Raw genomic sequence first — 26,691 nt, forward strand, 5'->3', positions numbered from 1 at the left:
TTGTACAATTTCTGACAAGCGATTTTTGGCACGGCGAACATCATAAAAAAGGCGATGAATAACAACGCCGGTAAAACAAAAAGCACGAACTGATAGTTTTGAATTGGATAAAATGGCGTTCCTGCTGCCAGCGTTTGAGTGCCTGGCCAATAAAGGACGAGTAAATAACGCGAATAATAGGCTGAAAGATCGCTGCTCCAATGGTCAGTATGAAATTCGTGGCGGCCGTGGAAATACCGGTGGACCGTGGTGGACGGATTTCTCTGGCGATCGCGAATATCAACGCTTCTGGTCCCACGCAGAATTCAATTAAAAACAGCAAGCTTAAAGCCTCTGAAAGAGGCAAGCCTGGAACGTAAATGAGAATGAGGGCTAAGACGAAAGTGCTGCTGATTCCTATGAAAAGAGGTACGCGACGATTTTGGATGCGGCCTGAAAGCCCGCCGGAAAAGGGAGAACCTAGAGCGCTGCCGATAAACAGTAAAGTAACCGCGGTGACGCCCTCAGCCGGAGGCAGATAGTAGGCTTGAATCATAAAATTAACATCCCATAACGAGGCCAATACTGAAATGGATAAAAAGAGAAAACATCCTACAAAACCGGCCATCCAGAAACGCCAATTTTTTAATAATTCAAGTAGACGTCCCCAAGTATTATGCTTCCATGAAAAATAACTGCGGGGGACTTGAGCTATCCAAGAGGGTTTGTCGCGAATTAATAAAAATAACAAAACAGTTAAACCTAGACCGATATGGACAGTTAAATAAACGGCTTGACGCCAACCCAAAACGACCACGACCTGGGATAAGAGAATATCCGCAACCACAGCGCCGATGGTACCTAAATGCGGTAGCGATGCCCGCAAATAAAGCTAAATGTTTTTTAGGGAGAGCCATAAAGTTGTTAATTTTAAGGCGCCAATAAAACCAAAGGCAGATCCCACCCCCATCAGAATACGGCCGAAAAAAGCAGCCGGTAAATTCAGAAAAGTAGCAAAAATGAAAGCGCCAACGCTGCATAAAAGCGCGGACAAGGTGAGTATTCAACGAGGGTTCTAGCAGTCCATGATAATGCCGGAAGGAATTTGTAAAGGGTATAGACACATAAATAATAAAAAGCCGAAATAAACCCAATCGTGGGCGCTACCGCGTTGAATTGATCCATTAAAGGATGGGTCATTACGCTGGGCGTTACGCGAAGGAAAAATCATAGAAATAAAATAGAGCGGCGAGTAGACAAATCAGCCACGGAATTAAAGAGCCTCTTAGAAAAGAGGGGTCGCGTTCTTGCGATTGGTGTTCCTCGATTATTCTTCATACGGATTTTTAAATCCAAGCTGCGATAAAATTTTTATTTCCAAATTTTCCATTTCCTCAGTGTCTCCGTTTTCAACATGATCATACCCTAACAAATGTAAAAAGCCATGAGTAACTAAATGAGCAAAATGAGCTTCTGTAGTTTTGTGTTGCGCGTGAGCTTCTTCGGCCACTAGCGGTGCGCAGATCGCTAAATCCCCGAACGATTCCGAGGGGAAGCCCGGGATCGCCTCGTCCGGGAAGGATAAAACGTTCGTGGGGCCCTTTTTATGTCGATAGTGCTCATTTAATTCAGTGCTTTCTTCTTTATCAATAAAACGGATGGTTAACGCCGATTTATTTTTATCTGTGAGGATAAATTGTAATGCTGTTTTGACCCATTGCTCTATGTTTGAAAGACTCGGAAGATCTTCGAATTGCGTTGCGTGCTGCACATCAATAGAGATCATTCGGCGCTTTCTTCCTCATAAGCTTCAATAATCGGCTGAACCACCGGATGCCGAACGATATCATTCGATTTAAAAAAGGTAAATTGAATTTCGTCAATGTCACGCAATAAAGTAATAGCATGTCGCAATCCCGATTCTGTCGTTTTTGGTAAATCCGTTTGCATAATGTCTCCTGTGATAACGGTTTTTGAACCAAACCCGATGCGGGTCAAAAACATTTTCATTTGTTCTCGTGTCGCATTTTGCGCTTCATCTAAAATAACAAAAGAATCATTGAGCGTTCTACCGCGCATATAAGCGAGAGGGGCGATTTTAATAATCCTTTTTCAGAAAGTTGACTAACTTTTGCAATCCCGATCATTTCAAACAATGCGTCGTATAAAGGACACAGATAGGGATCAATTTTTTGCGCGAGATCACCGGGTAAATAACCCAGTTTTTTACCGGCTTCCACCGCCGGTCGCGTGAGCACAATACGCGAGACTTCTTCTTTTTCTAAAGCAGCCACCCCATAGGCGACGGCTAAAAAAGTTTTACCGCTGCCGGAAGGGCCAATGCCAAAATTAATATCGTATTTTTGTATCGCGTTTAGGTAATGTTGTTGATTAGGGGTGCGCGCTTTAACGCGGAGCTGATGTGTTTTAAGTGCATAGTCAGCCACTTTTTCTTTATGTTTTGTTTCGGATTCAGGGTAATCCATTTCGCGGATACGTAATAACACTTCATTCGGGGTAATTAATGCTTCGGCGATAAGCAGCCTCTTTATATAAAGTAAAGCTTTTAGCACTTCGGCAGCTTTATCTACGGATTTGGGGATACCAATAACTTCAAAATCACTGCCCCGATTATTAATTTCCACGCCGAGGTGGCGTTCGATAAGATGTAAATTCTCATCGAATTGCCCCTAAAGCTTCGCTAGGCGTTTATTATCGTGAGGCGTTAATTCCAATCGTCGCGTTGATTCAGAAATATCCAAAAGGTTATCCTTATTATCCTTAACAAACTTCGCCCCAGAGTGAATAAGGGCGAGCTTCTTTAATTTTAATCGTGACCATCTGTCCAATCAATAGGGTATCACCATTAAAATTAACGACTCGATTATTTTCTGTGCGGCCACTTAATTGACCGGGGTATTTTTTGGATGGTCCGGTGACTAAGATGCGTTGCTGGGTACCGAGCATCGATTGGCTTATTTCAGTCGCTTTCGCATTGATGCAATTTTGAAGAATGGCCAAACGTTCTTTTTTAACAGCCATGGGCACATCATCTAGTAATTGAGCTGCCGGTGTGCCGGGGCGAGGGCTGTAGATGAAACTAAACGAATGATCAAAACCAATGTCATGGATTAAATTCATAGTTGCCTCAAAATCCGCGTCGGTTTCCCCAGGAAAACCGATGATGAAATCAGAGGAAAGACTAATATCCGGACGCACCGCTCGAAGCTTGTGAATTTTCGATTTGTATTCGCGGACGGTATAGTTGCGCTTCATCGCGGCGAGAATGCGGTCCGAGCCGTTTTGAACGGGGAGATGCAAATGATTGGCGAGCTTGGGCTCTTCTGCATAAGCGTCAATTAGATTTTCAGAAAAGGCTGAAGGATGAGAGGTGGTAAAACGAATTCGCTCAATGTTATCCATAGCGGCTAAGTAATGGATCAATAATGCTAAATCCGCTACCTGTCCATGGTGCATTAGCCCACGATAATCATTTACATTTTGCCCGAGTAAAGTGATTTCTCGCACTCCTTGTTCGCATAAACTGGCGACTTCAGCAATCACATCATCAAATGGCCGACTGATTTCTTCACCGCGGGTATAAGGAACCACGCAAAAAGTACAGTACTTGCTGCACCCTTCCATAATCGAAACAAAAGCGCTTACCCCCTCTGCGCGAGGCTCTGGCAAGCGGTCGAATTTTTCAATTTCGGGGAAGGTAATGTCCACTACTGATTTTCTTTTTTGAATAACGGAATCCAAAAGATCGGGCAGGCGATGCAAGGTTTGAGGACCAAAAACGATGTCAACAAAGGGCGCTCGTTTTAAAATGGCTTCACCTTCTTGAGTAGCGACACAGCCGCCCACCCCGATGACGACGTGAGGACGTTTTTCTTTAAACAGACGCCAGCGACCCAAGTCCGAGAAAACTTTTTCCTCCGCTTTCTCGCGGACTGAGCAAGTATTTAATAAAAAAACATCAGCAAGGTCGGGATCGTCCGTTAATTCTAAGCCATGGGAGTACTTAAGCACCTCTACCATCTTTGCAGAGTCATACGCGTTCATTTGACAACCGTGTGTTTTTAAATACAGTTTTTTCATTTATCCAAAGTTCAAATTAATTAGTCAATGTAGGAGATTTCTTTGCGGCCAGCGAGTGCGTTTCAAATTTTTCATCGGGCACTGTTGAGGGAATGCCTGTATTGACTTCCTCTTCCAGGCGGGCGAGTGTGTCTGCAACGTGTTTGTTACTGGCTCGAAAGGTGACCGCTAAATAAAGGCAACTTAAACATAAAATAGCCAGATATAGAAAATCCCAACCGAAGTGAATTTTATTAATACCGGCGCCGTAAGAGCCTAAATAAGAAATAATATTTAAGCCCACTAAATAGGGCCACATCCATGTTGCTGCGCGCCAATGCATGTGAATATCGCGCGGACGTTTAGAAAACAAACGATAAACCACAAAAAGCATAAAAGAAATAAAAAGACTCAATCCCAATTTAGAAACGACACTCCATCCAGCCCAATAAACAATGAGTGTGCAAATATAAAAACCAAAAAAACTCCAGACGGCGATTAACGGTAAACGAAAAACGCGCTTATGTTTCGGCAGTTGATAACGTAGAGACAAACAACAAATCGGGCCGCTGATATAAGATAAGGCGATAATAGAGGACATAAATTCAGCCATGGCGTACCACCCATGGAAAGGCAGAAAAAATGTCATCCCAACAATAAAATTCACGAACACCGCTTTAGCGGGAATACCGCGTTTGTTCACTTCTTGTAAGAACTTAGGTAATTGGCGGTTGGCGCTTAAACCGTAGAGAATTCGCGAGGAGCTCGTACTATAAACAAGCCCAGCGGCGCTGGTGGCAATGATGGCGTCGGTATACAAAAGAATAGCCATCCAAGTAACGCCGAAAGTCATTAATAAACCCGCTAAAGGACCTGCATCACCAATAAAATGCACGAAAAGCCAGCCTTTGGATAAACTCTCTGGGGTTAGCGCACTGATAAAGCCGATTTGGAGTAATAAATAAATAAGTAATACAATGATTAAACTACCGAGAATGCCGATAAGCACGGTTCGATGGGGATTTTCCGCCTCACCGGCTAGTTCTACGGCTTGTTTAAAGCCATTAAAAGCAAACAAAATACCGCCCGTTGCCAATGCGGCAAAAACCCCTTTCCATCCATTAGGCATAAATCCGCCATAGTGAGGATTATTAAAGTTATGAGGATGAAAGGCCACAGCCATCAACACAATTGCCGTCAAAACAGGAATAATTAATTTCCAAAAAGAGAAAATATTATTGAGCTGCGTAATTAAACGAATGGAATAAATATTAATTAAGCTAAAACCGACCATCATGAGCGTGGCAATCACATACCCAAGCGGGCTTAATCCATGCATACCCGCCCCATGATGGCGAATTAAAGCGGGCCAGTAATTCGCCGCATATTGAATCATGGCTTGCACTTCGATAGCTGGGGCGGTCATTAGATTGAACCAGGTAATCCACCCAAAAAAAAGACTTACAAAGGTACCGTGCGTTAATTGAGGGAAGCGCGTGCTGCCTCCGGTGATAGGCAACATAGTTACTATTTCTGCGTAAGTAAGAGCCACTATCACAACTAAAATGCCCCCTAATACCCAGGCAAGTAGGGCTGCGGGACCTGCTAAACGACCGACGTACAGCGAACTAAATAACCACCCCGACCCGATCATGGCGCTGACCGCTGACATCATTAAACCAATCGGGCCAATGCGTCGTTTGTAGGCATGCACGTCATTCATAAAATCTTCTCCTATCAGCTACATCACTATTTCGATTTCATGGTCATTAAATAGTGGAGGAGATTGTAACTGCTTACCGAGACGGGTTCAAATCTTAATCTGATGGCAAAGGAAAGAGGTAGGGGATTACGCGCCGGGCGACACACTTACCTCCTTACTGTTGCTTTCACTTCATACAGTCGCGGGCAGTAAGAAATAACGAGCAGCAAACTCTCCTCCATCAGCCTCTATGCTGCACATAACCAAATTACTATTAATGTGCCACAAAACTATCCTAGTTTGAAGAGAGTGGTAAGTTATGGAGCTGATAGTTTAAAACTTAAACTAGAATTTCCATAACAACCGCCTCCGGTTGAGTTTTGATCATACCACATCGTGTACGATGTATGCGGTGATAAGTTCTCTTCCTGGATTTGCTCCATATTTCCTGTCATGAACACAGAGTTACCATGTTTTTTGTATGAAAAACGTCTCCGACGTATTGTTAGTAAGGGGAAATTTATAGGTAGGGGTAGCATTCTTGTTTTCAACGGCCGGCCTTGTTAGCACCAATTTCAGAATTCTAAATTATACCCAGCCACAAGGGGTGCAAGAAGATCCCGTAGAAGTAACTGCACAGCTTGAACTGCCTAGCCCCACCGGGGTCCTGCGGGTGATGCTTTTTGTGGTAGCGGTACTAGCCCGCAGGGCAATTAACATCAACTCAACCTGTAAATGTCTCCAATTGAGCTGTGACTATTCTGTATCTATCTATGATGGAGGTTCAGACGGGATTTTCTTTATTCATCACAGAGATCACGTAACCAAACATAATTACTATGTCTAGCATTACCATAAGAAAAGCTTTTAGTACTACGATAATAATTAAATCCTTCAAACCAATCCTGGTTACACTATGAAGGATTAGGAACGGGGGGAGATAATGGATTTTGGGTTGGCACACATCAATCCTGATTTCTCTTAAATTTTGAAAATATTTATCCTTTTTGAAGAAAAACTTAAGGCTAATCCCAACGAGCTTTGTATTTTCACGTGAAGTAATATACCATTATACAATTACTTCATATCCAGGAGTCATCGGTGGTCGATTGCTATCTCACTGAAAATAAAAAGAATTTCATACCGATTCAACCCATGATGCCGGATGAGTTGCCGGATTGGTTAGATACGCAAGATGCCCGTACCCAACGATGGGTGAAAGCGAGTGGATTTGTAGGCTTGGCGGGCACTTGTTTGCTGTATTCCGGAATCCACTGGCGCCTTGCAGCGGGTTTTGCTCGGTGTGAGTGGTTGTGAATACAGTTGGCATTTCGGAGGATTGCCGAAAGTTTTGCCCCTAGGAGGAGTCTTCGAGGTGAACCAAGATAATGATGCCTATCGGGAAAGACCCCCTTATTTTAGCAAAATTGTTTTTGCCGCAAGCACACCAAAAACGTGTGGCTGATTGGCTTACGACAATTTATTTAATTCGCGATTTAATTAACACGCCCGCCGAAGACATGGGGCCATCCGAATTAGCACAAGCGGTTAAGCATATTGCGAAGGAATTTGAAGTAAAAGTCAAAATAATCGAAAGCAAAGACTTTGAAACCGAATTTCCGGCAATTTACGCCGTTGGCCGTGCTGGCCCGGTCGCCACTGTTAATCGATCTAAAATGGGGTGATATAAAAGCCCCGAAAGTGAGGTTAGTCGGCAAAGGAGTGTGTTTTGACAGCGGTGGTTTAGATATAAAAACCTCTGGGGGTATTCTCTTAATGAAAAAGGAACATGGGGGGGGTGCGGCACATGTCCTAGGGCTGGCTCGGATGATCATGCTGCAACAATTGCCTGCGCGTTTATGCTTACTCATTCCCACCGTGGAAAATGCCATTGGAAGTCGAAGCTATCACCCTGGCGATGTAGTGCAGACTCGAGCTCGGAAAACAATCGAAATTACTAATACAGATGCGGAAGGTCGAGTCATCCTGGCGGATGCCTTAGCGGAAGCGGTGAAAGAAAACCCTGATTTGCTCATCGACTTTTCCACACTCACCGGCGCTGCGCGGGTAGCGCTTGGGCCGAATTTACCTGCGTTATTTGCTAACCAAGATTCACTGGCGCAAGCATTGATTGACGCCTCACTTAAAACCGATGATCCATTGTGGTGATTGCCTTTGTTTCAGCCTTATCGGAATTATTTAAAAAGTGAGGTTGCCGACCTCATCAATAGTTCACAAACCCGAATGGCTGGGCTGGCGCCATTATCGCCGCTTTATTTTTACAGCATTTTGTCTCCGATCAAATTCCGTGGGTGCATTTTGATATCTTCGTATGGAATATGGAGGACTTGCCTGGCCGACCGATCGGGGGAGAAGCGGTGGCTTTGCGCGCTGTCTTCCATTACCTTGAACAGAGCAATATCGGTGAAGCCATTTTATGGGATTGCTAACACGGTTTCGCCAGCAGTTACCGCCGACTTCTCAAGTTGAGCGTGAAGTTTTACAAGCCGGCGCCACCTGGTGGGAGAAGCAATTTTTTAGTGGCAATCCCGATTGGGAGCAATTATTTGCTTTAAAAAAACCAATGCATTGTCGCAGCGATCACAGTCATGGTGCCGAACTCGCTTGGTCTGGCAGAATTTTTTCCCATTATGGAACTGAAGAACACGCTGTTATTTACCGCGATTAGCAAAAGGCGAAGAAATTGGTTGCTTTGAGCTGACAGCAGTGGCGGCTGGCAGCGATGCCACTAATATTCATGACACAGGGGCCGTTTGTTATGGGAATTATAACGACCAAGACGTTATAGGCATTCAGATTAAATTGGGATAAACGCTGCATCACCCTCGCACCGATTGCCACTCTTATTGCCGTCCCTTTTCAATTATTTGACCCTGATCATTTATTGGATGGCGAAGAAAATATTGGCATCAGCGTTGAATTAATTCCCGCCGATAGGCCCAGGATTAAAAGGGGCGTTTGTTATAAATTTCCTAATTTAGCTTTTTTAAACGTCCCTATTTGTGGTGAGGATGTGTTTATCCCATTTAATTTTATTCCTGGTGGGAAATCCGCCTTAGGAACAGGGTGGAGAATGATGACGGAGTGTTTATCTTTAGGGCTAGGGATTTCTTTGACTCGTGTTGCAACGGTAGAAGCTCAATTAAGTTTTTTAACCAGCGGTGCTTATGCACAAATCCGTCATCAATTTAAACGCCCTATCGGTGATTTTGAAGGGATTGCGTTTTTGCTTGCGCAAATCGGCGGAATTACGTTTTTATGTGAAGCAACATGAATATTTTCAGCATCGGCGCTGGACGAGGGTTTACACCCTTCGATTGCCTCGGTTATCACCAAATATTTTTAACTGAATTATGGCGAAAAGCCCTTAACCATGCCATGGATATTCACGCCGGGTGTGGTATTCAGTTAGGACCGCGTAATTATTTAGGCTTGGCCTATCAAGCTGGTGCCCATTAGCATAACTGTGGAGGGTGCCAATACTTTAATTTAACTCGTAATTTAATTATTTTTGGTCAAGGGGTATTGCGTTGTCATCCTTACTTAGGAAAAGAATTAATTGCGGCGCAAAAAGCCGACCGCTCGGAATTTACTGGATTGTTACTAAAGCACATGGGATTGTTTGCAGCTAATTTATCCCGGCTTATTTTTTATGGAATTAGCGATGACGTGGAATTATTATTCGCAAAAAACGCGGCTGAAAAATTATTTACGACAATTGATACGAATGAGTTGCACGTTAACTGTGGTTCGAAATGTAACACTGTTAGCTCTTGGTGCCGAATTAAAGCTAAAAGAATCGTTGACAGCGCGGTTTAGCGATATAGTGGCTCATCTTTATTTGGCATCTGCGGTTATCAAATATGATCACGACAACGGAGGGCCTGTTGACGATGGGCAGCTTTTTAATGTGTTGTTTGGCTTTTCCCTCGGGCGCGCATATTCGCCGCCGGGCGCCTTGAAAAGGCGTTTTAAGAATGGCAAAACGTGAAGCCATTATGGAAAAAAATTCATGGGATGAAAGGAAATTTATTAACTCGCATCGAAACGGCTTATCAAGCGGATCAATTGCCATCTGAGGAACGGGGTAAATTGCAAGCTTTTGCTGTACTTTATTGGGATGTATTGTAAGTAGATAAATTTTAAAAGCAGTAATAGCCGTCCTCGTCATTCCCGCGCAGGCGGGGATCCAGTGTACAAGTGCGCAGCGCACTGAAGGTGCGTCTGGATTCCCCGATGCTAGGTAAGTTAATTGTCATTCTCAGAACTGAGAGGGAAATCATACATAGGCAAACCAATCTACATCGTCGATGGAGCGCGTACGCCTTTTATCAAAGCACGTTCAAAGCACGTTGGAACCCCCGGTCCTTTTTCAGCCTATGATTTAGCAGTTGCTGCGCGCCGTGCGTTATTAATCACCAGCCGTTTGATCGGACTGATTTTGACGAAGTCATTATGGGCTACATTATGTTCAGCGAAAACGAGCTCAATATCGGGCGGTTAATTGCATTGCGTTTGGGCTGCGGAAAAGATATGCCCCGCTGGACCGTGCAACGCAATTGCGGTTCAGGAATGCAGTCCATTGATTCAGCGATGAAAGACATCGGTTTAGGTCGTGCGGATCTTATTTTAGCCGCTGGAACAGAAGCAACGAGCCGCGCACCCTTAATTTTAAATGAAAAATGGTGAATTGGCTAGTGGACTGGCAACAAGCCAAAAGCTTTCGCGACAAGCTCACCGTCATCAGTCGTTTACGCCCCCATTATTTTAAATCGATTATCGCCTTGTTGAGAGGTTACTGACCCTGTGTGTGAATTAATTATGCCGCAAACGGCTGAGGTGCTTGCACATCAATTCAATATTACGTGTGAAGCCATGGACGTTTATGCCTTACGCAGCCACCAACGTTTGGCCGCCGCGCAAGAAAATAAATATCTGAAAGAAATTGTTCCTCTTTTTACTGACGAGGGAAAATTTTATGATCGGGACGATGGTATTCGCTCGGACACCTCTCTCAAAAAATTAGCGCAGTTGAAACCTATTTTTGATCGCAAATTTGAAGAGGTAACCGTGGGGAACAGTTCTCAAGTCACCGATGGAGCAAGCTTGGTTATTGTTGCCAGTGAGAGAGAGCTGTAAAGAAATATACTGCCAGTGTTAGGCCGAATTGTTGACGTTGAATGGGCCCCGCTTTAGCGCCGGAGCTGATGGGGACTCGGCCCGGTTTTTGCGGCCACGATTTTAGCTTGTCAAAAAGCATGGGCTAGCAAGGAATTTTGTAAAAAATATTTAGGACTGGAAAAAGCCGTTGGCCAATTAGATAACGCAAAAAAGCAAAGCGCGGGATCGCTGCGCTTTGCATCGGCGGTGGCCAAGGGGGGCGATGTTATTGGAGAGAGAAGCAGGTGGTAAAGATTAAAAAACTTTAAGCTTCGTCATTCCCGCGCAGGCGGGAATGACGAAGCTTAAAATTGAAATGGCAGCGAGGAAGTAAAAATGCGGGAATTACAAATTTACAAACACTGGAAAATGAAAACCAATAAAGATGGTATTCTTTGGCTAACCCTCGACCGTGAAGATGCATCGGTAAATTCAATGAATCGGGAAGTTTTTACTGAATTTAATAAAATGCTCGATGAAATTGCTGCTCAAAATCCCATAGCCGTTATCCTTCAATCAGGAAAGAAAAAAGGATTCATCGCCGGTGCAGAGATCAAACAATTTGCCGATTAAAAAAAACAAAAATGAGTCCTTTGATTTAATCTGCCAAGCGCAGCTCATCCTTGATAAACTCGAAGCGCTGCCCATGCCAACTGTAGCGATGATTAGCGGATTTTGTTTAGGCGGCGGTTTGGAAGTGGCGCTTGCCTGTCGTTATCGAGTGGCGGAAGATGATGAATCCACACTGATTGGATTACAAGAAGTGAAATTGGGTATTCATCCAGGGTGGGGTGGTACCATTCGATTGCCTAAATTAATCGGCGCGCCGACAGCGATGGAAATTATGCTGTCAGGTGAAGCAGTTACGGCGAGAAAAGCCGCTAAGCTCAGGATGATTGACGCCGAGTACCACTTTGCAATCTAGAAAATAACGCTTGTTATTTCGCTTTGTAAAAACCCCATCTCCATAAACTGAAAGGATGGGGAAAATACACTAATATTAAGTTATATTCGCCCGTGGCTAGGGTGGTTATTTTATAAAAAAACTCTCTGAAAAAGTGGAAAAAACGCATATTTCCACCCCCGTACGCTATAGTCCATAATTGGATCAAAGAGGGAGTTGGTAAAGAAGCCTGCTTCACAGAAGCCCAGTCGATCGTGCAATTAATAATGACTAAGAGCAGTCGCAATATGGTGCGGCTGCTTTTTTAAGAGAACGCTTGAAGTCACTTGCCAAAAAAATTACTACGCTAATAAAGTGGGCGCATGCTCTTTATGAAAAAAAATTAAAAACCCCCCCTTAATTCAGGCAGCGATGGATCGATTGGAGCCGGATGTGGAAGGAGCTGGCGTTAAAAAAGCGGATTTAATTATTGAAGCTGTTTTTGAGGATATAAAAGTAAAACAGGAGGGTTTAAGTGTTATCGAACCGCAATTAAAACCCGAGGCTATTTTAGCGACTAACACGTCCAGTCTTTCTTTAGATGAATTAAGTTCGGTGTTACAAAACCCTGAGCGTTTAGTGGCTATTCATTTTTTCGATCCCGTGGCTAAATTGCCGTTGGCGGTGAACAGCAATCCAGGATTTTTAGTCAATCGGGCATTAATGGCTTGTTTATTAGAAGCGAACCGTTGTTTAGACGATGGGTTTTCCATGAAACAAATTGATAAAGCGGCAACTGATTTTGGGATGCCAATCGGGCCAATCGAGCTAGCCGATCGGATTGGGTTAGATATATGCTTATCTGTTCTCAACATCTGAAAAATTTTTACAAGAATCCCGAAGTTTCAGAACAATTAAAAACCTTGGTTAAAAAAGGCCATCTAGGCGCTAAAGTGGGTCAAGGGTTTTATCATTATTAAAATGCAAAACGTATCGAATCAAAGTATACAGCCGAATCAAGAATCCTGATTTAACCGACCGATTAATATTAGAACTCGTTAATGAAGTCAAAAAATGTTTTGATGAGAAAGTGATCGGTAAGGAAGATTTGGCCGATTCAGGGATCGTATTTGGCATGGGGTTTGAACCGTTTCGGGGTGGACCGATGCAGTATCCCAAGAGTCGTGGAGAGGCCGATGTCGTGAAAACTTTAAAACGCTTAACAAAAAATACGGTGAACGATTTTTGCCTAGCGAAGGATGGTCCGCATGAGTTTCTATCCCAATAAGCCTCAAGCGCTTTCTTATTTAATTAGCAGATCGCTTAAATATTATGGTCGCTTTTTTAAAGCTATTTTCCGTTAATTTCATTAATCGCAATAGTTAAAAATGCTCCTATTTATTTATGAGGTGTTTCCACCGAGGGTTGGGTCCGTTTAGTTGTGCTTTTTATTATAGTGCTGTTAATCACGTATTTATGGTCGGTGGCCTGTATAGGGCGCATTCCATTTTGCTGGACCTGCTCGTTTAAAATTGGCCTTTCGTGTTGTTTATTCTAAATTGTCGTTAATTTATGTGGGATTTTTTATTTTAATTATCGGTGTTTGTTCGCTATTTTTATTGGCTATCTATTAAGTAGTTTAGCTGCCAGATTTTTTGTCGATGATCCGTTAATGCAAGCCTTAGTATTATTGGTGTTTGCTGGATTGCCGATAACGATTTTTTTGGTTTTGTTTTTCCCAGTGTGGACTTTGTTAGTGACGAAAATGCTCAGTGTATGGCAAGTTTTTTATCAGAGCGCTCAGTGGGTTGGCTATCAAAATTGGCTGCGGATGTTTGCATTATATGCTTCTCACATTTTCATATTTCTTTTTGTTTCACCCGCTACTTTACATGGAAAATGGCTTGCCCAGCATTATTTAAGTTTTGTTTTTGATACGATTGTATTGTGTATTTTTGCCCCACTTTTAATTAATTTTACCGTGTTATTGGTAAATGATTTGCATCTGAGGAATCAGAAAATAACATGATGAATGCGGGTCTAATCATCGAATCTGTGTTTCTTTGCGACTAAATAACGGGGCCGCTGTTTGACTTCGGTGAAAATTTGGCCGATGTACTCGCCTAAAATACCGATCGATAAAAGCTGGATACCACCAAAAAATACAATTGCAACGACAATGGTTGTAAAACTGGGCAAATCAACGCCAAGCAATAATGTGTTTAAAATAATCCATAAGGCATAAATAAAGGGGATACTGGAAATAGTAAAACCTAAAAGGCTCCAGAAACGTAAGGGCACATCCGAAAATGAAAAGATGCCGTGTAAAGCGAGACTAAATAAACGTTTTAAAACTCCACGATGTTTTATCGGCTTGACGAGCCTGTACTTCAAATTCAACACCAACGGAGTCGAATCCTACCCAGGCGTACAGGCCTTTCATAAAGTGATTATTTTCAGGACAAGCCCGTTAGCGCTTCAACCACCCTTTTATCCAGTAAACGAAAATCACCTGCGTCTTTAGGGATGGGAACTTCTGTAAAAAATTGGGTAAATTTGTAAAATAAACCGATACAAGTTTTTTTAAACCATCCTTCTTGCTTACGATCATGGCGAATACCGTAAACCATGTCGTAACCTTCAGCCCAACGACGTAGAAATTCCTTTATGGTTGAAAAGGTGTGTTGAAAGTCGCCGTCGATAATCAACGTAACATCACCGTTTACGTAATCGATTCCCGCACTGATTGCTTTTTCTTTGCCGAAACGCCGCGAGAGAAAGATTGTTTTGAGTTCAGGGATCGTCTAATAAAGTTGGCTCAAAGTAGTTCGCGTTTGATCCGTGCTACCATCATCAATAGCGATAATCTCGAATTGATCAGCATGTTAAGCGATTTCGTTACGAAGTGCTGGGAAAAAATGCAATACATTTCCCTGTTCATTGTATAAGGGAACAATACAAGAAATAAATAATTTCTTTTGAGATAAACAATTGATTTGAGCATTAGTGTTTATCATATTTCACCGACGGTAGAAGTGCAACGCTAATTAAATAAGCAGTTTTATTTTTTCTGGAATAATTCGGAAAAAACTATTGCGTCGGTAGTAAAATTAGATTGGGATACCGTTTAAAAATAGACGGAGGAAAATGATCTCCCGAGTAAATAAATAAACTGCCTTTCTTTTTAAGGCTTGTTTCATCGATCCAAGGGCTTTGCCGCTTATTCCAGTCGAAATATGCGATAGCTTGGGGATGAGCGTAACTGGATAAGTAATAAAGAGGGACGCGTGAACCGGCAACATATACTAAGGGCTGATGGGGACAATGTTCCCGCCAAATTTTTTCAAGGCGTTGAGCAAAAGTCGGGCCGGGAAATAAATTGCTATAAGTGGTCGTTAGCTTTTCCATATATATAGTATAACCAATGGGAATAAAAGAGATTAAAATGAGATATAAGCTTAAAAAGTGAAGTAATCGTCCTTTGTCGATTATGGGTTTGATTAGCGCGATTAATAAAAGACCACTTAATGAAAAAAAAAGTAACCCCACCGACTGATTAAATAAAAGCCTCCGATTGTTGAAAATAATAGCGTTAAAGCAAAAGGACCTACCCCTACTATCCACAAAAATTGTCGGTCCAATAAACTCAATTTTTGTTTTTTATCGCGCTGACAAAAATAAAGAGGAGTAGCTAACGCTAAAAAAGATATTAATAAACTTATATTTTCATATAAAAAACGGAAGGCATAGTAAAAATGCCGGCTTCAAAAAGGCGCTTGTGAAGTTAATTCATCACTCACATAATTCAGGGGTACAAAATGATATTGAATTAACCATATTAGATTAGGGATAAAAATAACAAGAGCAATAACGAAGCTTAAATAAGGTTTTGAAGTGACTAACGTTTGCCGCCCAATAGGGTTGATTAATAAAAATAAAAACAATGACGCATAGAGCAGAATCGATTCGTATTTAGTATCCATGGCCAGCCCAGCCATCACGCCAGTCCATATCCACGCTGACCATTGGTCTTTTGTCAGTGTTCGGTAAAAAATAAAATGGTTGGTGCCCACGTAGCTAACATGACGATATTTGGATTAAATTCAAAAGCGCCCGTATTATAAATATAAACACCGTCTAGAAGGAGGACGCTGACCAGCGCCTGTGTGGGTGCTAGTATAAAACGGGCGAGTCGCCAAATAGCAATAAAACAGGTAACGACCATAAGCTGGCTGACGAAATAAACAGGCTAACCCACCGCATGAAAAATTTTAGTGAATAATGCGGTCAACCATGGGGCTAAGAATGGGTGTTTACTATATCCCCATTGCCACTGATTTTTCCAGGCGATTCCTTCTACACTGTCCATGGACAATTGAGACCGAATAAAAGCGGGAAGAAGTGTGAATAATGCCATGTGGAAAAGGCAAAACGCCCAAAACCAACACGAAGTTTGCTCTAGAGAATCAAAAGCTGCAGGGACAGTGTTTTTCATAGGTTTGAATTAGCTGTGATAACATAACCTTTCAGTAACCCGTATGAAGCGCTTGTTTGAAATCAATTACGCTTTGTGCCAATGATTATGGTTATACAGCACCGGTTTGCCAGGCGATTCTTAAACTTCTGGACAACCAACGTTTATCCGCAGTGAGTTGCATCGTCAACATGCCCTCTGGAAAGAGTATACCTCTTTGCTTAACCCTTTTCAGTTGCAATGCGACATCGGGCTGCACTTTAATTTAACGGAAGGATACTCATTAACGGATAGAAGTCAATTTCCTAATCTGAATTATTGGTTGGTTCAATCTCATCTACGTCGAATAGATCGACAATGGTTGGCGGCCAAGTTAAACGCGCAACTCGATCAATTTGAACAGTCGATTATGCAATTACCTGATTTTATCGACGGCCATCAACACGTTCACCATTTGCTGATTATACGGGATATTTTATTGCAAGTTTATCGGTGACGGTTGCAAAGAAAAAAACCTTACATCCGCGTTGCCAGCAATGGTTGGTTTCACCCTTTTGTATTGAAACCGTTACTGATTACGATAACGGGTGCAAAGCGGCTTAAGAAAATGTTACGGTGCGATCGAATTCCTCATAACCTTGCTTTTAGCGGTATTTACGATTTTTCAAATAAAATTGATTATGCAGGGTATTTTCGACGTTTTCTAAATTGGATTGATCAGCGAGGCATTATTATGTGTCACCCCGGGTGGGTGGACGACTCCAACAAAGATGCCATTGCAGATGCCCGACGACGGGAATACGATTATTTGCAAAGTGAACAATTTTTAAAAGATTGCCAACAAGCTAACGTTCGATTAACGCGCTTTTACTTAGTGCCATTCTTTTTCTAAATATTGAAGTTTATCGGGAATCTCCGTCCAGTCGTCCGCATCAGGAGGGGCTTCTTTTTTGGCAGTGATGAGAGGCCATCGTTTTGCTAGGTCGGCGTTCATTTCAAGAAAGGCATGCTTTTCTTCGGGAAGGTCATCTTCCGCAAAGATCGCATCCACCGGACATTCAGGAACACAGAGGTTACAATCGATACATTCATCAGGATCGATCACAAGCATATTGGGTCCTTCACGGAAACAATCCACAGGACAAACTTCTACGCAATCAGTGTATTTACAGCGGATACAATTATCGATTACCACAAAGGTCATGTTATAATAGCCTCCAACTCAGCTATAGATAAATTAATTTCCTGGAGCGTTGATAATAGGGGTTTATTTTATATGGTTACAACTCGTGATATCAAACAATGGATCGAAACGGGCTTATCGGAAAGTCGTGTGATTTCCGCTGAAGGAGACGGTCACCATTTTGAGGCAGTCGTGTTGTGCCCTACCTTTGAAGGACAAACAGCACTTACGCGACATAGACTGGTTTACAATGCTTTGGGTAGTCATATGCAATCGGATATCCATGCCCTTTCCTTGAAAACTTATACCCCTGATGAATATGAGAGAGGTTAACAATGAGAGTACACGAAGAAATTCAACAGCAAGTCACGAGCAGCCAGGTGGTGTTGTATATGAAAGGAACACCTGATTTCCCCCAATGTAGTTTTTCGGGACGTGTCGTGCAAATTTTACGCCAATGTAAAATCGATTTTACGAGCTTCAACATTCTGGAATCACCCGAACTTCGTCAAGGTATTAAAGAATTTTCAAATTGGCCCACAATTCCTCAGCTTTATATTAAGGGCGAGTTTATTGGGGGTTGTGATATTGTGGGAGAATTATTCGAAACGGGGAAATTGCAGGAACTTTTGTAGTAGTAAGGGATTATTCAATAATTTCTTGAAACAACTAATCCCCTTTGCCGGGTTGTCTCAAGTTTTGAAACTAAAGCCCGTCATCCCCGTGCAGGAATGACGAAGCCAAAATTGAAATGGACAGTCCTAATCCCTCCCATGCTTGGGGGATAAAAAGAGCAAAAATGGGAGAACAACGCCGCTCAACTAACTCTGGCGCAAGCTAGAGCAGCTATTTCGGTAGATATGCAGATAAATATCTGACGGGCCGATGTATTTGCTATGTAGCGATTGTTGTAGTAGAAACTGGTACCGGGGCTGGCTTGGGAAGTTTAGTTGGGGACTTCATTGGAGGGCTCAGAGAAATATTAATAGGGCTCGGATTGGAAGTGTGGTAGTGTTTAGGCTTCTTAGTAGTGTAGGTGTTGCGCTTTAGAAACCCTGATGTGAAAACGGAGCCTCTCAGGAAGAAAGCTTGAAGACGCGCAGCGCCGCTTCTCCTTTATTGTAATTTAGTTTTAAACATCACCCCCGCAAAGTGGGGGTGATGTTATTCTCCAAAATCCCAAATTGAGGGTTTCTTTGCAGGTTGCAAGGGCTGACTGCGCAGTTGAAAAATACGCTGATATTTTTTAATTTCAGCCATTTGCCTCGTAGACCAGGCGTGGCTGCGATCGAATTCCGCCAGACGTTTGTCTATTTCGCTGATGTAGGCGGCAGGGAATTTCTGAGCATTTTTTTTCTTTATAAACATAGAAGAGCCTCTGCTACAATTAATGCATGAGATTTTACATTCTAAAGCGAAATGAACGCCATGACTAGTTCTTCACTTTCCTTTAAAGGTTTCAGCTTTAGCGAGCTATTCACGGTGGATGGCTTAAGTAAGCTCGATTCTACCTTCTTGGAGTTTTTGAAAGCGGCAAACGCCGTATTACATGCGCGATTACTTCGTTATCGTAAAAGAGACCCTTTATCATCTCAAGAACTAAGCGAATTGTTGATCGAATGCGGTCCGCATGTAGAGGCTTTTCTTGCTGATCTTTTTTCTATTAAAGAAGCGGTAAAGCAATTGCAGACAGCAACTTTGAAAGAAAGCCCTATTTTTGCTTTCAAAAAATTCTATGTGCTTCGCGAAGCCCGGCGGGCTTTAAAGAAGGCAGGAGAAGTAGACAATTTTGCTTCTTTGAACCACTGGGTAACTGAACAACTGGTGGAGAATGGTTTAGAAACTAAAGATCGGGAATTGGCGATTGCTACTTGGGGGCAACAATTATTGCAAGATCCTAAAGCCAATGCAGAACCAATCGAAAGGTTGACCTCCTGGTGCGTTGCAGCGATGAGTCAGCGCGCTGGGCAGGCGGCTGTAAAAAACTGGGTGAGTTTTCGGTTGCATAAACATTTAAACTACGAAAATTTGCTGGAAACTCATCCTGTGCCCGAGGATCCTTTTGGGCGAATGGAGGGGCCCCGTGAATCGCGACGTCATCGTGATGGGTTTGGGTTGACCGACCCGCGAATGGATCGGCGAGAGGCTCTGGCTCATGTGCATTATTGCATTTATTGTCACAAAACAGAGGGCGATTTTTGTTCCAAAGGGTTCCCTGTAAAGAAAAGTGACCCCAGCCAAGGGTTGAAAATTAATCCACTCGGCGAAACGCTTACAGGATGCCCGCTGGATGAAAAAATCTCAGAAATGCACATTTTAAAAAAGAAGGGTTTTGGAATTGCTGCCTTAGCCGTGGTGATGATCGACAATCCATTGTGTCCCGCGACTGGTCATCGCATTTGTAATGACTGCATGAAAGCGTGCATTTACCAGAAACAGGAGCCCGTTAATATTCCCCAAGTGGAAACACGCATTTTAACCGACGTGCTTGACCTTCCGTGGGGAGTAGAAATTTACGATTTATTGACGCGTTGGAATCCCTTACGCCAAGAACAATATGTCCCGAAGCCCTATAACGGCAAAAAAGTATTAATTATGGGGATGGGGCCAGCGGGTTTCACTTTGGCTCATTATCTTCTGATGGAAGGCTTTGCGGTAGTGGGGGCTGATGGGTTGAAAATCGAGCCTTTATCGCGCGAGTTACTTCTCCAACCCCTTCGCAGCTACGAGGAATTAAGAGAGCGCTTAGATAATCGGGTCATGGTAGGGTTTGGGGGCGTGGCGGAGTATGGAATCACGGTTCGGTGGGATAAAAATTTCTTAAAACTGATTTACCTTAGCTTGCTTCGCCGACCACATTTTCAAGTATTTGGGAGCATTCGTTTTGGTGGGACTTTGTTGGTGGAAGATGCTTGGCGTTTGGGGTTTGACCACCTCGCCCTTGCTGTGGGGGCAGGACTTCCCCGTGAGTTGCAAATCCCGAATAGCTTAGCGCCTGGGATGCGACAAGCGAATGATTTTTTGATGGCACTCCAGTTGACCGGGGCAGCCAAGCCATCGAGTTTGGCCAATTTGCAGGTTCGATTACCGGCTGTCGTGATCGGTGGTGGATTAACGGCTATTGATACCGCGACGGAAGTGCAGGCGTATTATATCGCCCAGGTCGAAAAAATTGCCCGTCGTTATGAAAAAGCCGTGCAATTTTTTGGAGAAGGTTTGGTAAGGGCCCGTTTTGATAGCATTTCTTTAGCTATTCTCGATGAATTTTTACAGCATGGTCAGGCAGTCATAAACGAACGCTGCCAGGCACAGAAAGAAGAGCGGTCGGTGAATTTTATTCCGCTTCTTTGCCAATGGGGCGGCGTAACGGTGGTTTATCGCCGCACGATGCAAGAATCACCTGCCTATAAACACAATCATGAAGAAGTAATTAAGGCCCTCGAGGAAGGAATTTATTACGCAGAAGGCCTGGAGCCCAAAGCTGTAAAGATAGACGCGCACGGCTGGGTAACGGCCTTGGTTTGCCGATGGCGAGTGATGGATGAAGAAGGGATTTGTATGGTCACTGACGAAGAACAAACCTTGCCCGCTCGATCCATTTTTGTAGCGACGGGCGCGAAACCCAACATTGCTTATATTTATGAACATAAAAAAACATTTTTACGGGAGGAATTTGATTATCAGCGCTTTGAGTTCGCAAACAATCAGTTGGAGCCGCTCAAAGGTGAAATAGAGCATTGCAAGTCCGAAAATTTCGGCCCATTTACCAGCTATGAAGAAAAAGAGCACCGGGTGTCTTTTTTAGGTGATACGCACCCTGTCTTTCATGGGAGTGTGGTTAAAGCCATCGCTTCTGCGAAACGCGCGTTCCCGAAAATTGTCAAGGCATTGGAGCCTAATCATCGATTTAATGGTGACCAAAAGGAGTATGAGGGTTTCCGAGAGCAGATGAACGCGTTATTTCAGGCAGAAGTTGTCGATGTGCGCCGCCATAGCTCTGAGATGGTGGAGTGTCGCATTCGAGCACCGATGGCGGCGCGGAATTTCCAGGCTGGCCAATTTTACCGCTTGCAAAATTACGAGTGTCTATCGCCGCTCATTGCTGATACCCGATTACAGACGGAAGCGTTGGCGATGATTGGCGTGAATGAGAGCTCTGAAGCCGATGTTATTAGCTTTATGGTGTTAGAACGCGGTGGAAGTTCCCGGCTGGTGGCCACGTTAAAACCAGGGCAACCGATTTCTATTATGGGGCCGACGGGCTGTTGCGCGAAAATCCCCGAGGGCAATTCCAAAACCATTATGATCGTGGGCGGCTCAATGGCAGCAGCTCACCTGCGTTCTTTAGGGCCGGCATTACGTAAAGCGGAACACCGCGTGTTCTACGTGGCTTTAATCGAAAAGTCAGAGGCATTGTATTGGCAAGAGGAGCTTGAAGCCGCTAGCGATTCCATTTTGTGGGTATGTGAGAAGGACGGGCACGTAGATCTTCATCGGCCTCAAGATAAAGCGATGCAAGGCGAATTAATCTCAGTATTGCGCGATTATACTTTAGAAAAACCGGCTATCCCGCTGGAATCCGTTGATCAAGTTTATGTGATCGGGTCGGCCTCTTTATTAAGAGGCATTCAGAAAGCACGGCAAGGGCTTTTGAAGGAATACTTTAAGTTGAAGACAGAATTTATCGCCTCCGTTTATGGGCCGATGCAATGCATGATGAAAGGCGTTTGTGCACAATGTTTGCAATGGCAAATCGACCCGGCTACAGGCAAGCGGACTAAAGCCGTGTATGCGTGTTCCTGGCAGCACCAGCCGATGGAGTTAATTGATATCAAAAATATCGACGAACGATTATTACAAAACCGGACCCAAGAGATTTTATCGGACGTTTGGCTGGATTATTTGTTCGCAACTGAAAGCATTGAGCGGGTGTGAAGTGGTAAGTTATAATGCGAGGAGCGTAACTATTCAGCCTGTGGGTCAAAATAGGTGTTTTCAGCATTCACGTTAGGTACCTCAATAGCTAGCGGGGAGCTTATTCAAGAGGGTGTTAAGTGATGTATAAACAAATTTCCCATCTTGAAGCATGGGAGTTGGTAAAAAAGCGCGACATCGTCATTGCCGATGTGCGCGACCAAGACAGCCATGAAGAAGAACATATTGCTAACGCTTTACATCTTTCAATGGCAAAATTGCAGGAGTATTCTGAAAAGGGGGATAAAGAGAAACCCATTTTGGTGTACTGTTACCATGGTATTAGCAGCCAATCGGTAGCTCAACATTTGATTAAGCAAGGTTTTAAAGAGGTCTACAGTTTAATCGGTGGTTTCGAGAGATGGAAAGCGTATCATCCGACATCCGACGCCAATAAAAATTAGGGTAGGACAACCACCTCTCCCGAAGGAGTAAGGTAAGGGACCAACGACGGGAGAAAGCCGGAAACAGCTTGTTTATAAATTACCATGTCAACAATCCTTTCAAATGAACTCAAGCAGTCAATTGCCCGCATTAGCGATCTGTTGAAAGCCGAAAACGCGATGGTGGTGGCGCATTATTATATGCCTGCAGAAATCCAGGCCTTAGCCGATGAAACCGGCGGCTTTGTGGGTGATTCCTTGGCCATGGCCCAATTTGGGGTGGAGCAAATGGCAACCACTTTGATGGTCGCCGGAGTCCGATTTATGGGCGAAAGTGCAAAAATACTAAGTCCCAACAAACGGGTGCTCATGCCGACGGTGGAGGCTACCTGTTCGTTGGATTTGGGATGTCCGATTGAGACATTCTCTCAATTTTGTGATGAAAATCCTGATCGAACAGTTGTTGTCTATTGTAATACTTCTGCCGCGGTGAAAGCGCGTGCTGAGTGGGTGGTGACCTCTTCGAATGCAGTTGAAATTATTCAGCATCTCGATGACGAAGGAAAAAAGATTTTGTGGGCACCCGATCGCTATCTCGGCAGTTATTTACAAAAAACAACCGGAGCCGATATGATTTTGTGGAAAGGCGCCTGCATTGTGCATGAAGAATTCAAGGGGGAGGTTTTAGCTGAATTACGTAAACAATATCCTCACACGGCTGTTTTAGTTCATCCAGAATCGCCGCCTTCCGTTATCGAACAGGCGACTGTTGTTGGTTCAACGACGCAATTGTTAAAAGCATCACAAGCATTGCCGAATGATACGTTTATCGTGGCGACTGATCGAGGAATTTTTTACAAAATGCAACAACTATCTCCCCACAAAACTTTTATTGAAGCGCCGACAGCCGGCCATGGAGCGACTTGCCGAAGTTGCGGTCATTGCCCGTGGATGGCTATGAATAATTTACAGAGCTTGGAGCAATCCTTAATTACTGGAAGTAATGAAATTGTTTTAGATTCCGAAATCATGGCCAAGGCTAAAGTGCCGATCCAACGGATGTTAGATTTTAGTTATAACTGTATTGGGGCAACAGCATGAATATCCTGCCCGATGAAAAATTGCAATGCAAGCTTGATGTATTAAAGTTGGAGAAAATTCGTCATCATATTTTTTATGTTGTGATCAGACGAAACCTAATTGTTGTCTCAAGAATGTGGGTTTGGAGTCATGGGATTATTAAAACAGCGTTTGGATGAGTTGAAGCTAACGGGAGAAGGATACATTTTTCGAGCGAAAGCTAATTGTCTGCGAATTTGCCGCCAAGGACCTATTGCGATGGTGTATCCCGATGGTACTTGGTACCATTCCTGTACACCAGTGGTTATCGAGAGGATAATTCAAGAACATTTTATTGGGGGGAAGCCACTGGAGGGGTGTATTTTATTTATCCACCCCCATTTTCCCCTCTCCCGGCGGGGAAGGGGGTGAGGGAGCCTAAAACGGTCTAAAATATTATGAAATTTAATGGGAATTTAAAAAAATTAAAAAGTTCGTTAAACACGACGATTGATTATTTTTTGCCTTTTGCAGAGGAAGAAATATGGTTGAATGAATGGTTGGGGAAATCCATTTCACTTAATCATACGGGGTTGATCCATTGTATCCAGTGCGGGCATAAAACAAATAAGAGTTTTCAGCAGGGTTTTTGCTTTCCCTGTTTACGCCGCTTACAAGAATGCAATCTTTGTATTATTCATCCTGAGCGTTGCCGGGTAGAAATAGGTGGTTGTCCGACAGATGATTGGGCGCACACTCACTGTCATCAAAGTCATGTGATTTATTTGGCCGTTTCTTCAGGGTTAAAAGTAGGGATTACCCGCGAGACTCAAATGCCAACGCGTTGGATCGATCAAGGTGCGGTTCAGGCCATTCCCATTTTTTGCACGCCTAACCGTTATCAAGCTGGCCAGGTAGAAGTAGCTTTAAAAGCGTTTATTGCTGACCGTACAGATTGGCGGCGTATGTTGAGAAATGAAACCGACGATGTTAATTTAATAGCGGCGCGAGATGCACTGTTAAAAGAAGCGGAATCTTCGCTTTCTGCCGCTATCGCTCAATTTAAGACTGGCGATGTTCGTAAAATTGAAACCGCTGCGATTACTCAATTGAATTATCCCGTATTGGAATATCCAAGTAAAATTAAAAATTTGTTGTTTGAAAAAACCTATTCGATAACTGGTCGCCTATTGGGCATTAAAGGTCAATACTTTATTTTGGATAACGGCGTCATTAATATCCGAAAATATAGCGGTTATCACGTGGAATGTAGTGTAATTTAATGTGGGTATGGTGCATTATAACGCTTTGGAAATTAATACGATTAGGATTATTGGCGTCGTTTTAGTTTTATTAGCTTATTTTTTATTGCGGATTAATAAAATTAATCAAAATCAAGTTATATATTTTTTAATGAATTTGCTTGGCTCAGGGCTAATTTTAATTTCCTTATATTTCACCTGGAATTCAGCTTCAGTCATTATCGAGTTTGCTTGGTTGTTAATTATTTTATTAGGATTAATCAAAGTTATTTATTTAAAGAAAGAAATCTCTGGTGCTTTGCGGCCGAGATTTTTAAATTTAAGGAAGCCCAAATTCTAAAATGAAGAGCGTCCATACACTGATAAGAATGTGAGAGACGGCGACGTTAAGGATGATATGATCTTATGGCGTGAGTAGAGGTACTCTCAGAAAATGCCTCGTAATAGAACTGCATACGCAAATGTGTAAGCCAGATGTAAGTGAGTAAGTGAAAAGAGAAAATTAGAAACGATGATCGCATACCATAGTCTTTTTTGAATCGACCCCGTTAAAAAATGATAAAAGCTTGACTGTAAACTGCCTCTTGCAATACATTCCTGAATCGGTGTAAAAATTATATAACCAATTAAGTTTCCCCAGTAAACTGAGTTAGCCTGAGGATGAAGGGCACTCTGAATCCCGCTTAAAATATAGGGGGTGTTGCTAAAATTAAATTTTATTAAAATAAATTTAATCAATGTTAAAATTGCTATGATAATTGCTGAAAAAACAGCGCTTCATTGAGTGATTTTTTCCAGCCTTTGAGCGTCAGCCCAAATGTAGCATAAGGAAATTGGTTGCGTTTTATTATATAAAATAGCAAAAAAGTAATAACCACAGTTATGGGAAGGGTAACGATTGTGGTGGTCGGTAGGTATTTCATGGTCTATCTTAGTACATCAAGCGGAAGATTGAGTATCAGTGGTAATAAATATTCTAGTTTTTTCTAAGGAGAAAAATAACCCCTAACTGGACAGCAGAAGTTTTCCGTTGCCCAGATGAATGGTTTTGAGCATTTCAAAGTTAATGGATTCCCATGTGAAATATTTTTCATCGCAGATAAGGGGGGTCGCGTAAAATATGTTTCTAATGTAGCTAGCGATTCTTATTTTAACGATTGAAGGCGGCCATAAAGTACGTGGTCCCATGGGATGTTTAATATGGAAGGGTATATAAACAATTTAGACTTTTTTACACCAGGGTCAAAGCTAACCATTCAAGACCACCCAGCTGATCAAAGTGAAATAGGCATCGTCCTTTCCAGGTATCAGAAGTCCAGGCGCACCTTCGTGGGCCGCGCCCGTGTGCACTGGATCCCTGACTACGCGTGTCAACTTAAGGGAGCCAGGTAAAGAGGGAATATCAAGTAGTTAAAAAAAGCCCGTCATCTTCGTGCGTAGGCTGCCTACCGACAGACAAAGAATCGAAGGCTTTGAGACGGCCGAAGCCACGGGGATTGTGAGTTTCCATCATGATATAAATAGCGTTCAG

Annotated in this window: 14 protein-coding genes and 13 pseudogenes; 16 read left to right on the forward strand and 11 right to left on the reverse strand. The window is 43.0% G+C overall.

Annotated features, from left to right (window positions below; genetic code table 11):
* Positions 1-40: 40 nt before the first annotated feature.
* From OWO34_RS09990 to OWO34_RS02800, 5 genes and pseudogenes are all read right to left on the reverse strand, one after another.
* Positions 41-865 carry an MFS transporter gene (locus tag OWO34_RS09990; RefSeq protein ID WP_456064369.1) on the reverse strand — a complete coding sequence of 275 codons (825 nt, stop codon included), beginning with the start codon at positions 863-865 and terminating at the stop codon, positions 41-43.
* A 441-nt stretch (positions 866-1,306) separates the two neighbouring features.
* Entirely contained in the window at positions 1,307-1,765 is a 459-nt protein-coding gene (gene ybeY, locus OWO34_RS02785; protein WP_267256488.1) for an rRNA maturation RNase YbeY, read from the reverse strand.
* Positions 1,762-2,741: pseudogene (locus OWO34_RS02790) on the reverse strand (PhoH family protein). The gene ybeY and the pseudogene OWO34_RS02790 overlap by 4 nt, the downstream one beginning before the upstream one ends.
* Before the next feature lie 19 nt (positions 2,742-2,760).
* A complete protein-coding gene (gene miaB / locus OWO34_RS02795) occupies positions 2,761-4,080 on the reverse strand; it encodes a tRNA (N6-isopentenyl adenosine(37)-C2)-methylthiotransferase MiaB (RefSeq protein WP_267256489.1) in 1,320 nt (439 codons plus the stop codon).
* Between the two features lie 20 nt (positions 4,081-4,100).
* A pseudogene (locus tag OWO34_RS02800) lies at positions 4,101-5,782 on the reverse strand (APC family permease).
* Between the two features lie 1,080 nt (positions 5,783-6,862).
* Here OWO34_RS02800 and OWO34_RS02805 point away from each other — a divergent pair.
* From OWO34_RS02805 to OWO34_RS02825, 5 pseudogenes are all read left to right on the forward strand, one after another.
* A pseudogene (locus OWO34_RS02805) lies at positions 6,863-8,211 on the forward strand (leucyl aminopeptidase family protein).
* A pseudogene (locus OWO34_RS02810) lies at positions 8,199-9,913 on the forward strand (acyl-CoA dehydrogenase domain-containing protein). Before OWO34_RS02805 ends, OWO34_RS02810 begins: the two co-directional pseudogenes overlap by 13 nt.
* 336 nt (positions 9,914-10,249) lie before the next feature.
* Positions 10,250-10,921, forward strand: a pseudogene (locus OWO34_RS02815) (thiolase family protein).
* A 332-nt stretch (positions 10,922-11,253) separates the two neighbouring features.
* Positions 11,254-13,097: pseudogene (locus OWO34_RS02820) on the forward strand (enoyl-CoA hydratase-related protein).
* Positions 13,085-13,854: pseudogene (locus OWO34_RS02825) on the forward strand (hypothetical protein). Before OWO34_RS02820 ends, OWO34_RS02825 begins: the two co-directional pseudogenes overlap by 13 nt.
* Before the next feature lie 11 nt (positions 13,855-13,865).
* Here OWO34_RS02825 and OWO34_RS02830 read toward each other — a convergent pair.
* Both OWO34_RS02830 and OWO34_RS02835 read right to left on the reverse strand, forming a co-directional pair.
* Positions 13,866-14,842, reverse strand: a pseudogene (locus OWO34_RS02830) (glycosyltransferase family 2 protein).
* Positions 14,829-16,320 (reverse strand): annotated as a pseudogene (locus OWO34_RS02835) (glycosyltransferase family 39 protein). The pseudogenes OWO34_RS02830 and OWO34_RS02835 overlap by 14 nt, the downstream one beginning before the upstream one ends.
* Positions 16,321-16,376: 56 nt before the next feature.
* Here OWO34_RS02835 and OWO34_RS02840 point away from each other — a divergent pair.
* Both OWO34_RS02840 and OWO34_RS09500 read left to right on the forward strand, forming a co-directional pair.
* Positions 16,377-16,568, forward strand: a complete 192-nt coding sequence (locus OWO34_RS02840; RefSeq protein WP_267256490.1) for a ChbG/HpnK family deacetylase — start codon at positions 16,377-16,379, stop codon at positions 16,566-16,568.
* A pseudogene (locus tag OWO34_RS09500) lies at positions 16,535-17,191 on the forward strand (ChbG/HpnK family deacetylase). Before OWO34_RS02840 ends, OWO34_RS09500 begins: the two are co-directional and overlap by 34 nt.
* On the opposite strand, the gene fdxA reads toward OWO34_RS09500, so the two are convergent.
* Positions 17,171-17,503 carry a ferredoxin FdxA gene (fdxA, locus tag OWO34_RS02855; RefSeq protein WP_267256493.1) on the reverse strand — a complete coding sequence of 111 codons (333 nt, stop codon included), beginning with the start codon at positions 17,501-17,503 and terminating at the stop codon, positions 17,171-17,173. The pseudogene OWO34_RS09500 and the gene fdxA sit on opposite strands and share 21 nt — an antisense overlap.
* A gap of 72 nt (positions 17,504-17,575) precedes the next feature.
* Here fdxA and OWO34_RS02860 point away from each other — a divergent pair, with 72 nt between their 5' ends.
* The 3 genes and pseudogenes from OWO34_RS02860 to OWO34_RS02870 form a co-directional block, all read left to right on the forward strand.
* A complete protein-coding gene (locus tag OWO34_RS02860) occupies positions 17,576-17,815 on the forward strand; it encodes a BolA family protein (protein WP_267256494.1) in 240 nt (79 codons plus the stop codon).
* A 2-nt stretch (positions 17,816-17,817) separates the two neighbouring features.
* On the forward strand, positions 17,818-18,117 hold the full coding sequence (grxD, locus tag OWO34_RS02865) for a Grx4 family monothiol glutaredoxin (protein WP_267256495.1): 300 nt from the start codon (positions 17,818-17,820) through the stop codon (positions 18,115-18,117).
* A gap of 209 nt (positions 18,118-18,326) precedes the next feature.
* Positions 18,327-18,607: pseudogene (locus OWO34_RS02870) on the forward strand (hypothetical protein); the annotation flags it as partial.
* Positions 18,608-18,646: 39 nt separating this feature from the next.
* Here the strand turns inward: OWO34_RS02870 and OWO34_RS02875 are convergent.
* The gene (locus OWO34_RS02875) at positions 18,647-18,850 is read right to left on the reverse strand and encodes a CBU_0585 family protein (protein WP_267256496.1); all 204 of its coding nucleotides are present in this window, start codon (positions 18,848-18,850) and stop codon (positions 18,647-18,649) included.
* 51 nt (positions 18,851-18,901) lie between these two features.
* Here OWO34_RS02875 and OWO34_RS02880 point away from each other — a divergent pair, with 51 nt between their 5' ends.
* From OWO34_RS02880 to OWO34_RS02905, 6 genes and pseudogenes are all read left to right on the forward strand, one after another.
* Positions 18,902-22,417, forward strand: a complete 3,516-nt coding sequence (locus tag OWO34_RS02880) for an FAD-dependent oxidoreductase (RefSeq protein WP_267256497.1) — start codon at positions 18,902-18,904, stop codon at positions 22,415-22,417.
* A 119-nt stretch (positions 22,418-22,536) separates the two neighbouring features.
* A complete protein-coding gene (glpE, locus tag OWO34_RS02885; protein ID WP_267256498.1) occupies positions 22,537-22,860 on the forward strand; it encodes a thiosulfate sulfurtransferase GlpE in 324 nt (107 codons plus the stop codon).
* Positions 22,861-22,944: 84 nt separating this feature from the next.
* A complete protein-coding gene (gene nadA, locus OWO34_RS02890) occupies positions 22,945-23,940 on the forward strand; it encodes a quinolinate synthase NadA (protein ID WP_267256499.1) in 996 nt (331 codons plus the stop codon).
* A pseudogene (locus tag OWO34_RS02895) lies at positions 23,937-24,350 on the forward strand ((2Fe-2S) ferredoxin domain-containing protein). Before nadA ends, OWO34_RS02895 begins: the two are co-directional and overlap by 4 nt.
* Positions 24,351-24,356: 6 nt before the next feature.
* Positions 24,357-25,181 (forward strand): DUF2797 domain-containing protein, encoded by an 825-nt coding sequence (locus OWO34_RS02900; RefSeq protein ID WP_267256500.1) that lies wholly within the window; start codon positions 24,357-24,359, stop codon positions 25,179-25,181.
* A 1-nt stretch (position 25,182) separates the two neighbouring features.
* Positions 25,183-25,500, forward strand: a complete 318-nt coding sequence (locus OWO34_RS02905; protein WP_267256501.1) for a CBU_0592 family membrane protein — start codon at positions 25,183-25,185, stop codon at positions 25,498-25,500.
* A gap of 86 nt (positions 25,501-25,586) precedes the next feature.
* On the opposite strand, the gene OWO34_RS09720 is transcribed toward OWO34_RS02905, so the two are convergent.
* Complete coding sequence (locus tag OWO34_RS09720; RefSeq protein WP_407647515.1) at positions 25,587-25,898, reverse strand: CPBP family glutamic-type intramembrane protease; 312 nt, start codon at positions 25,896-25,898, stop codon at positions 25,587-25,589.
* A gap of 270 nt (positions 25,899-26,168) precedes the next feature.
* Positions 26,169-26,445, reverse strand: a pseudogene (locus OWO34_RS02910) (MBL fold metallo-hydrolase); the annotation flags it as partial.
* Positions 26,446-26,691 lie beyond the last annotated feature (246 nt).

Origin of the sequence: Coxiella endosymbiont of Ornithodoros maritimus (assembly GCF_907164965.1) — a bacterium.
Classification (GTDB): Bacteria; Pseudomonadota; Gammaproteobacteria; order Coxiellales; family Coxiellaceae; genus Coxiella.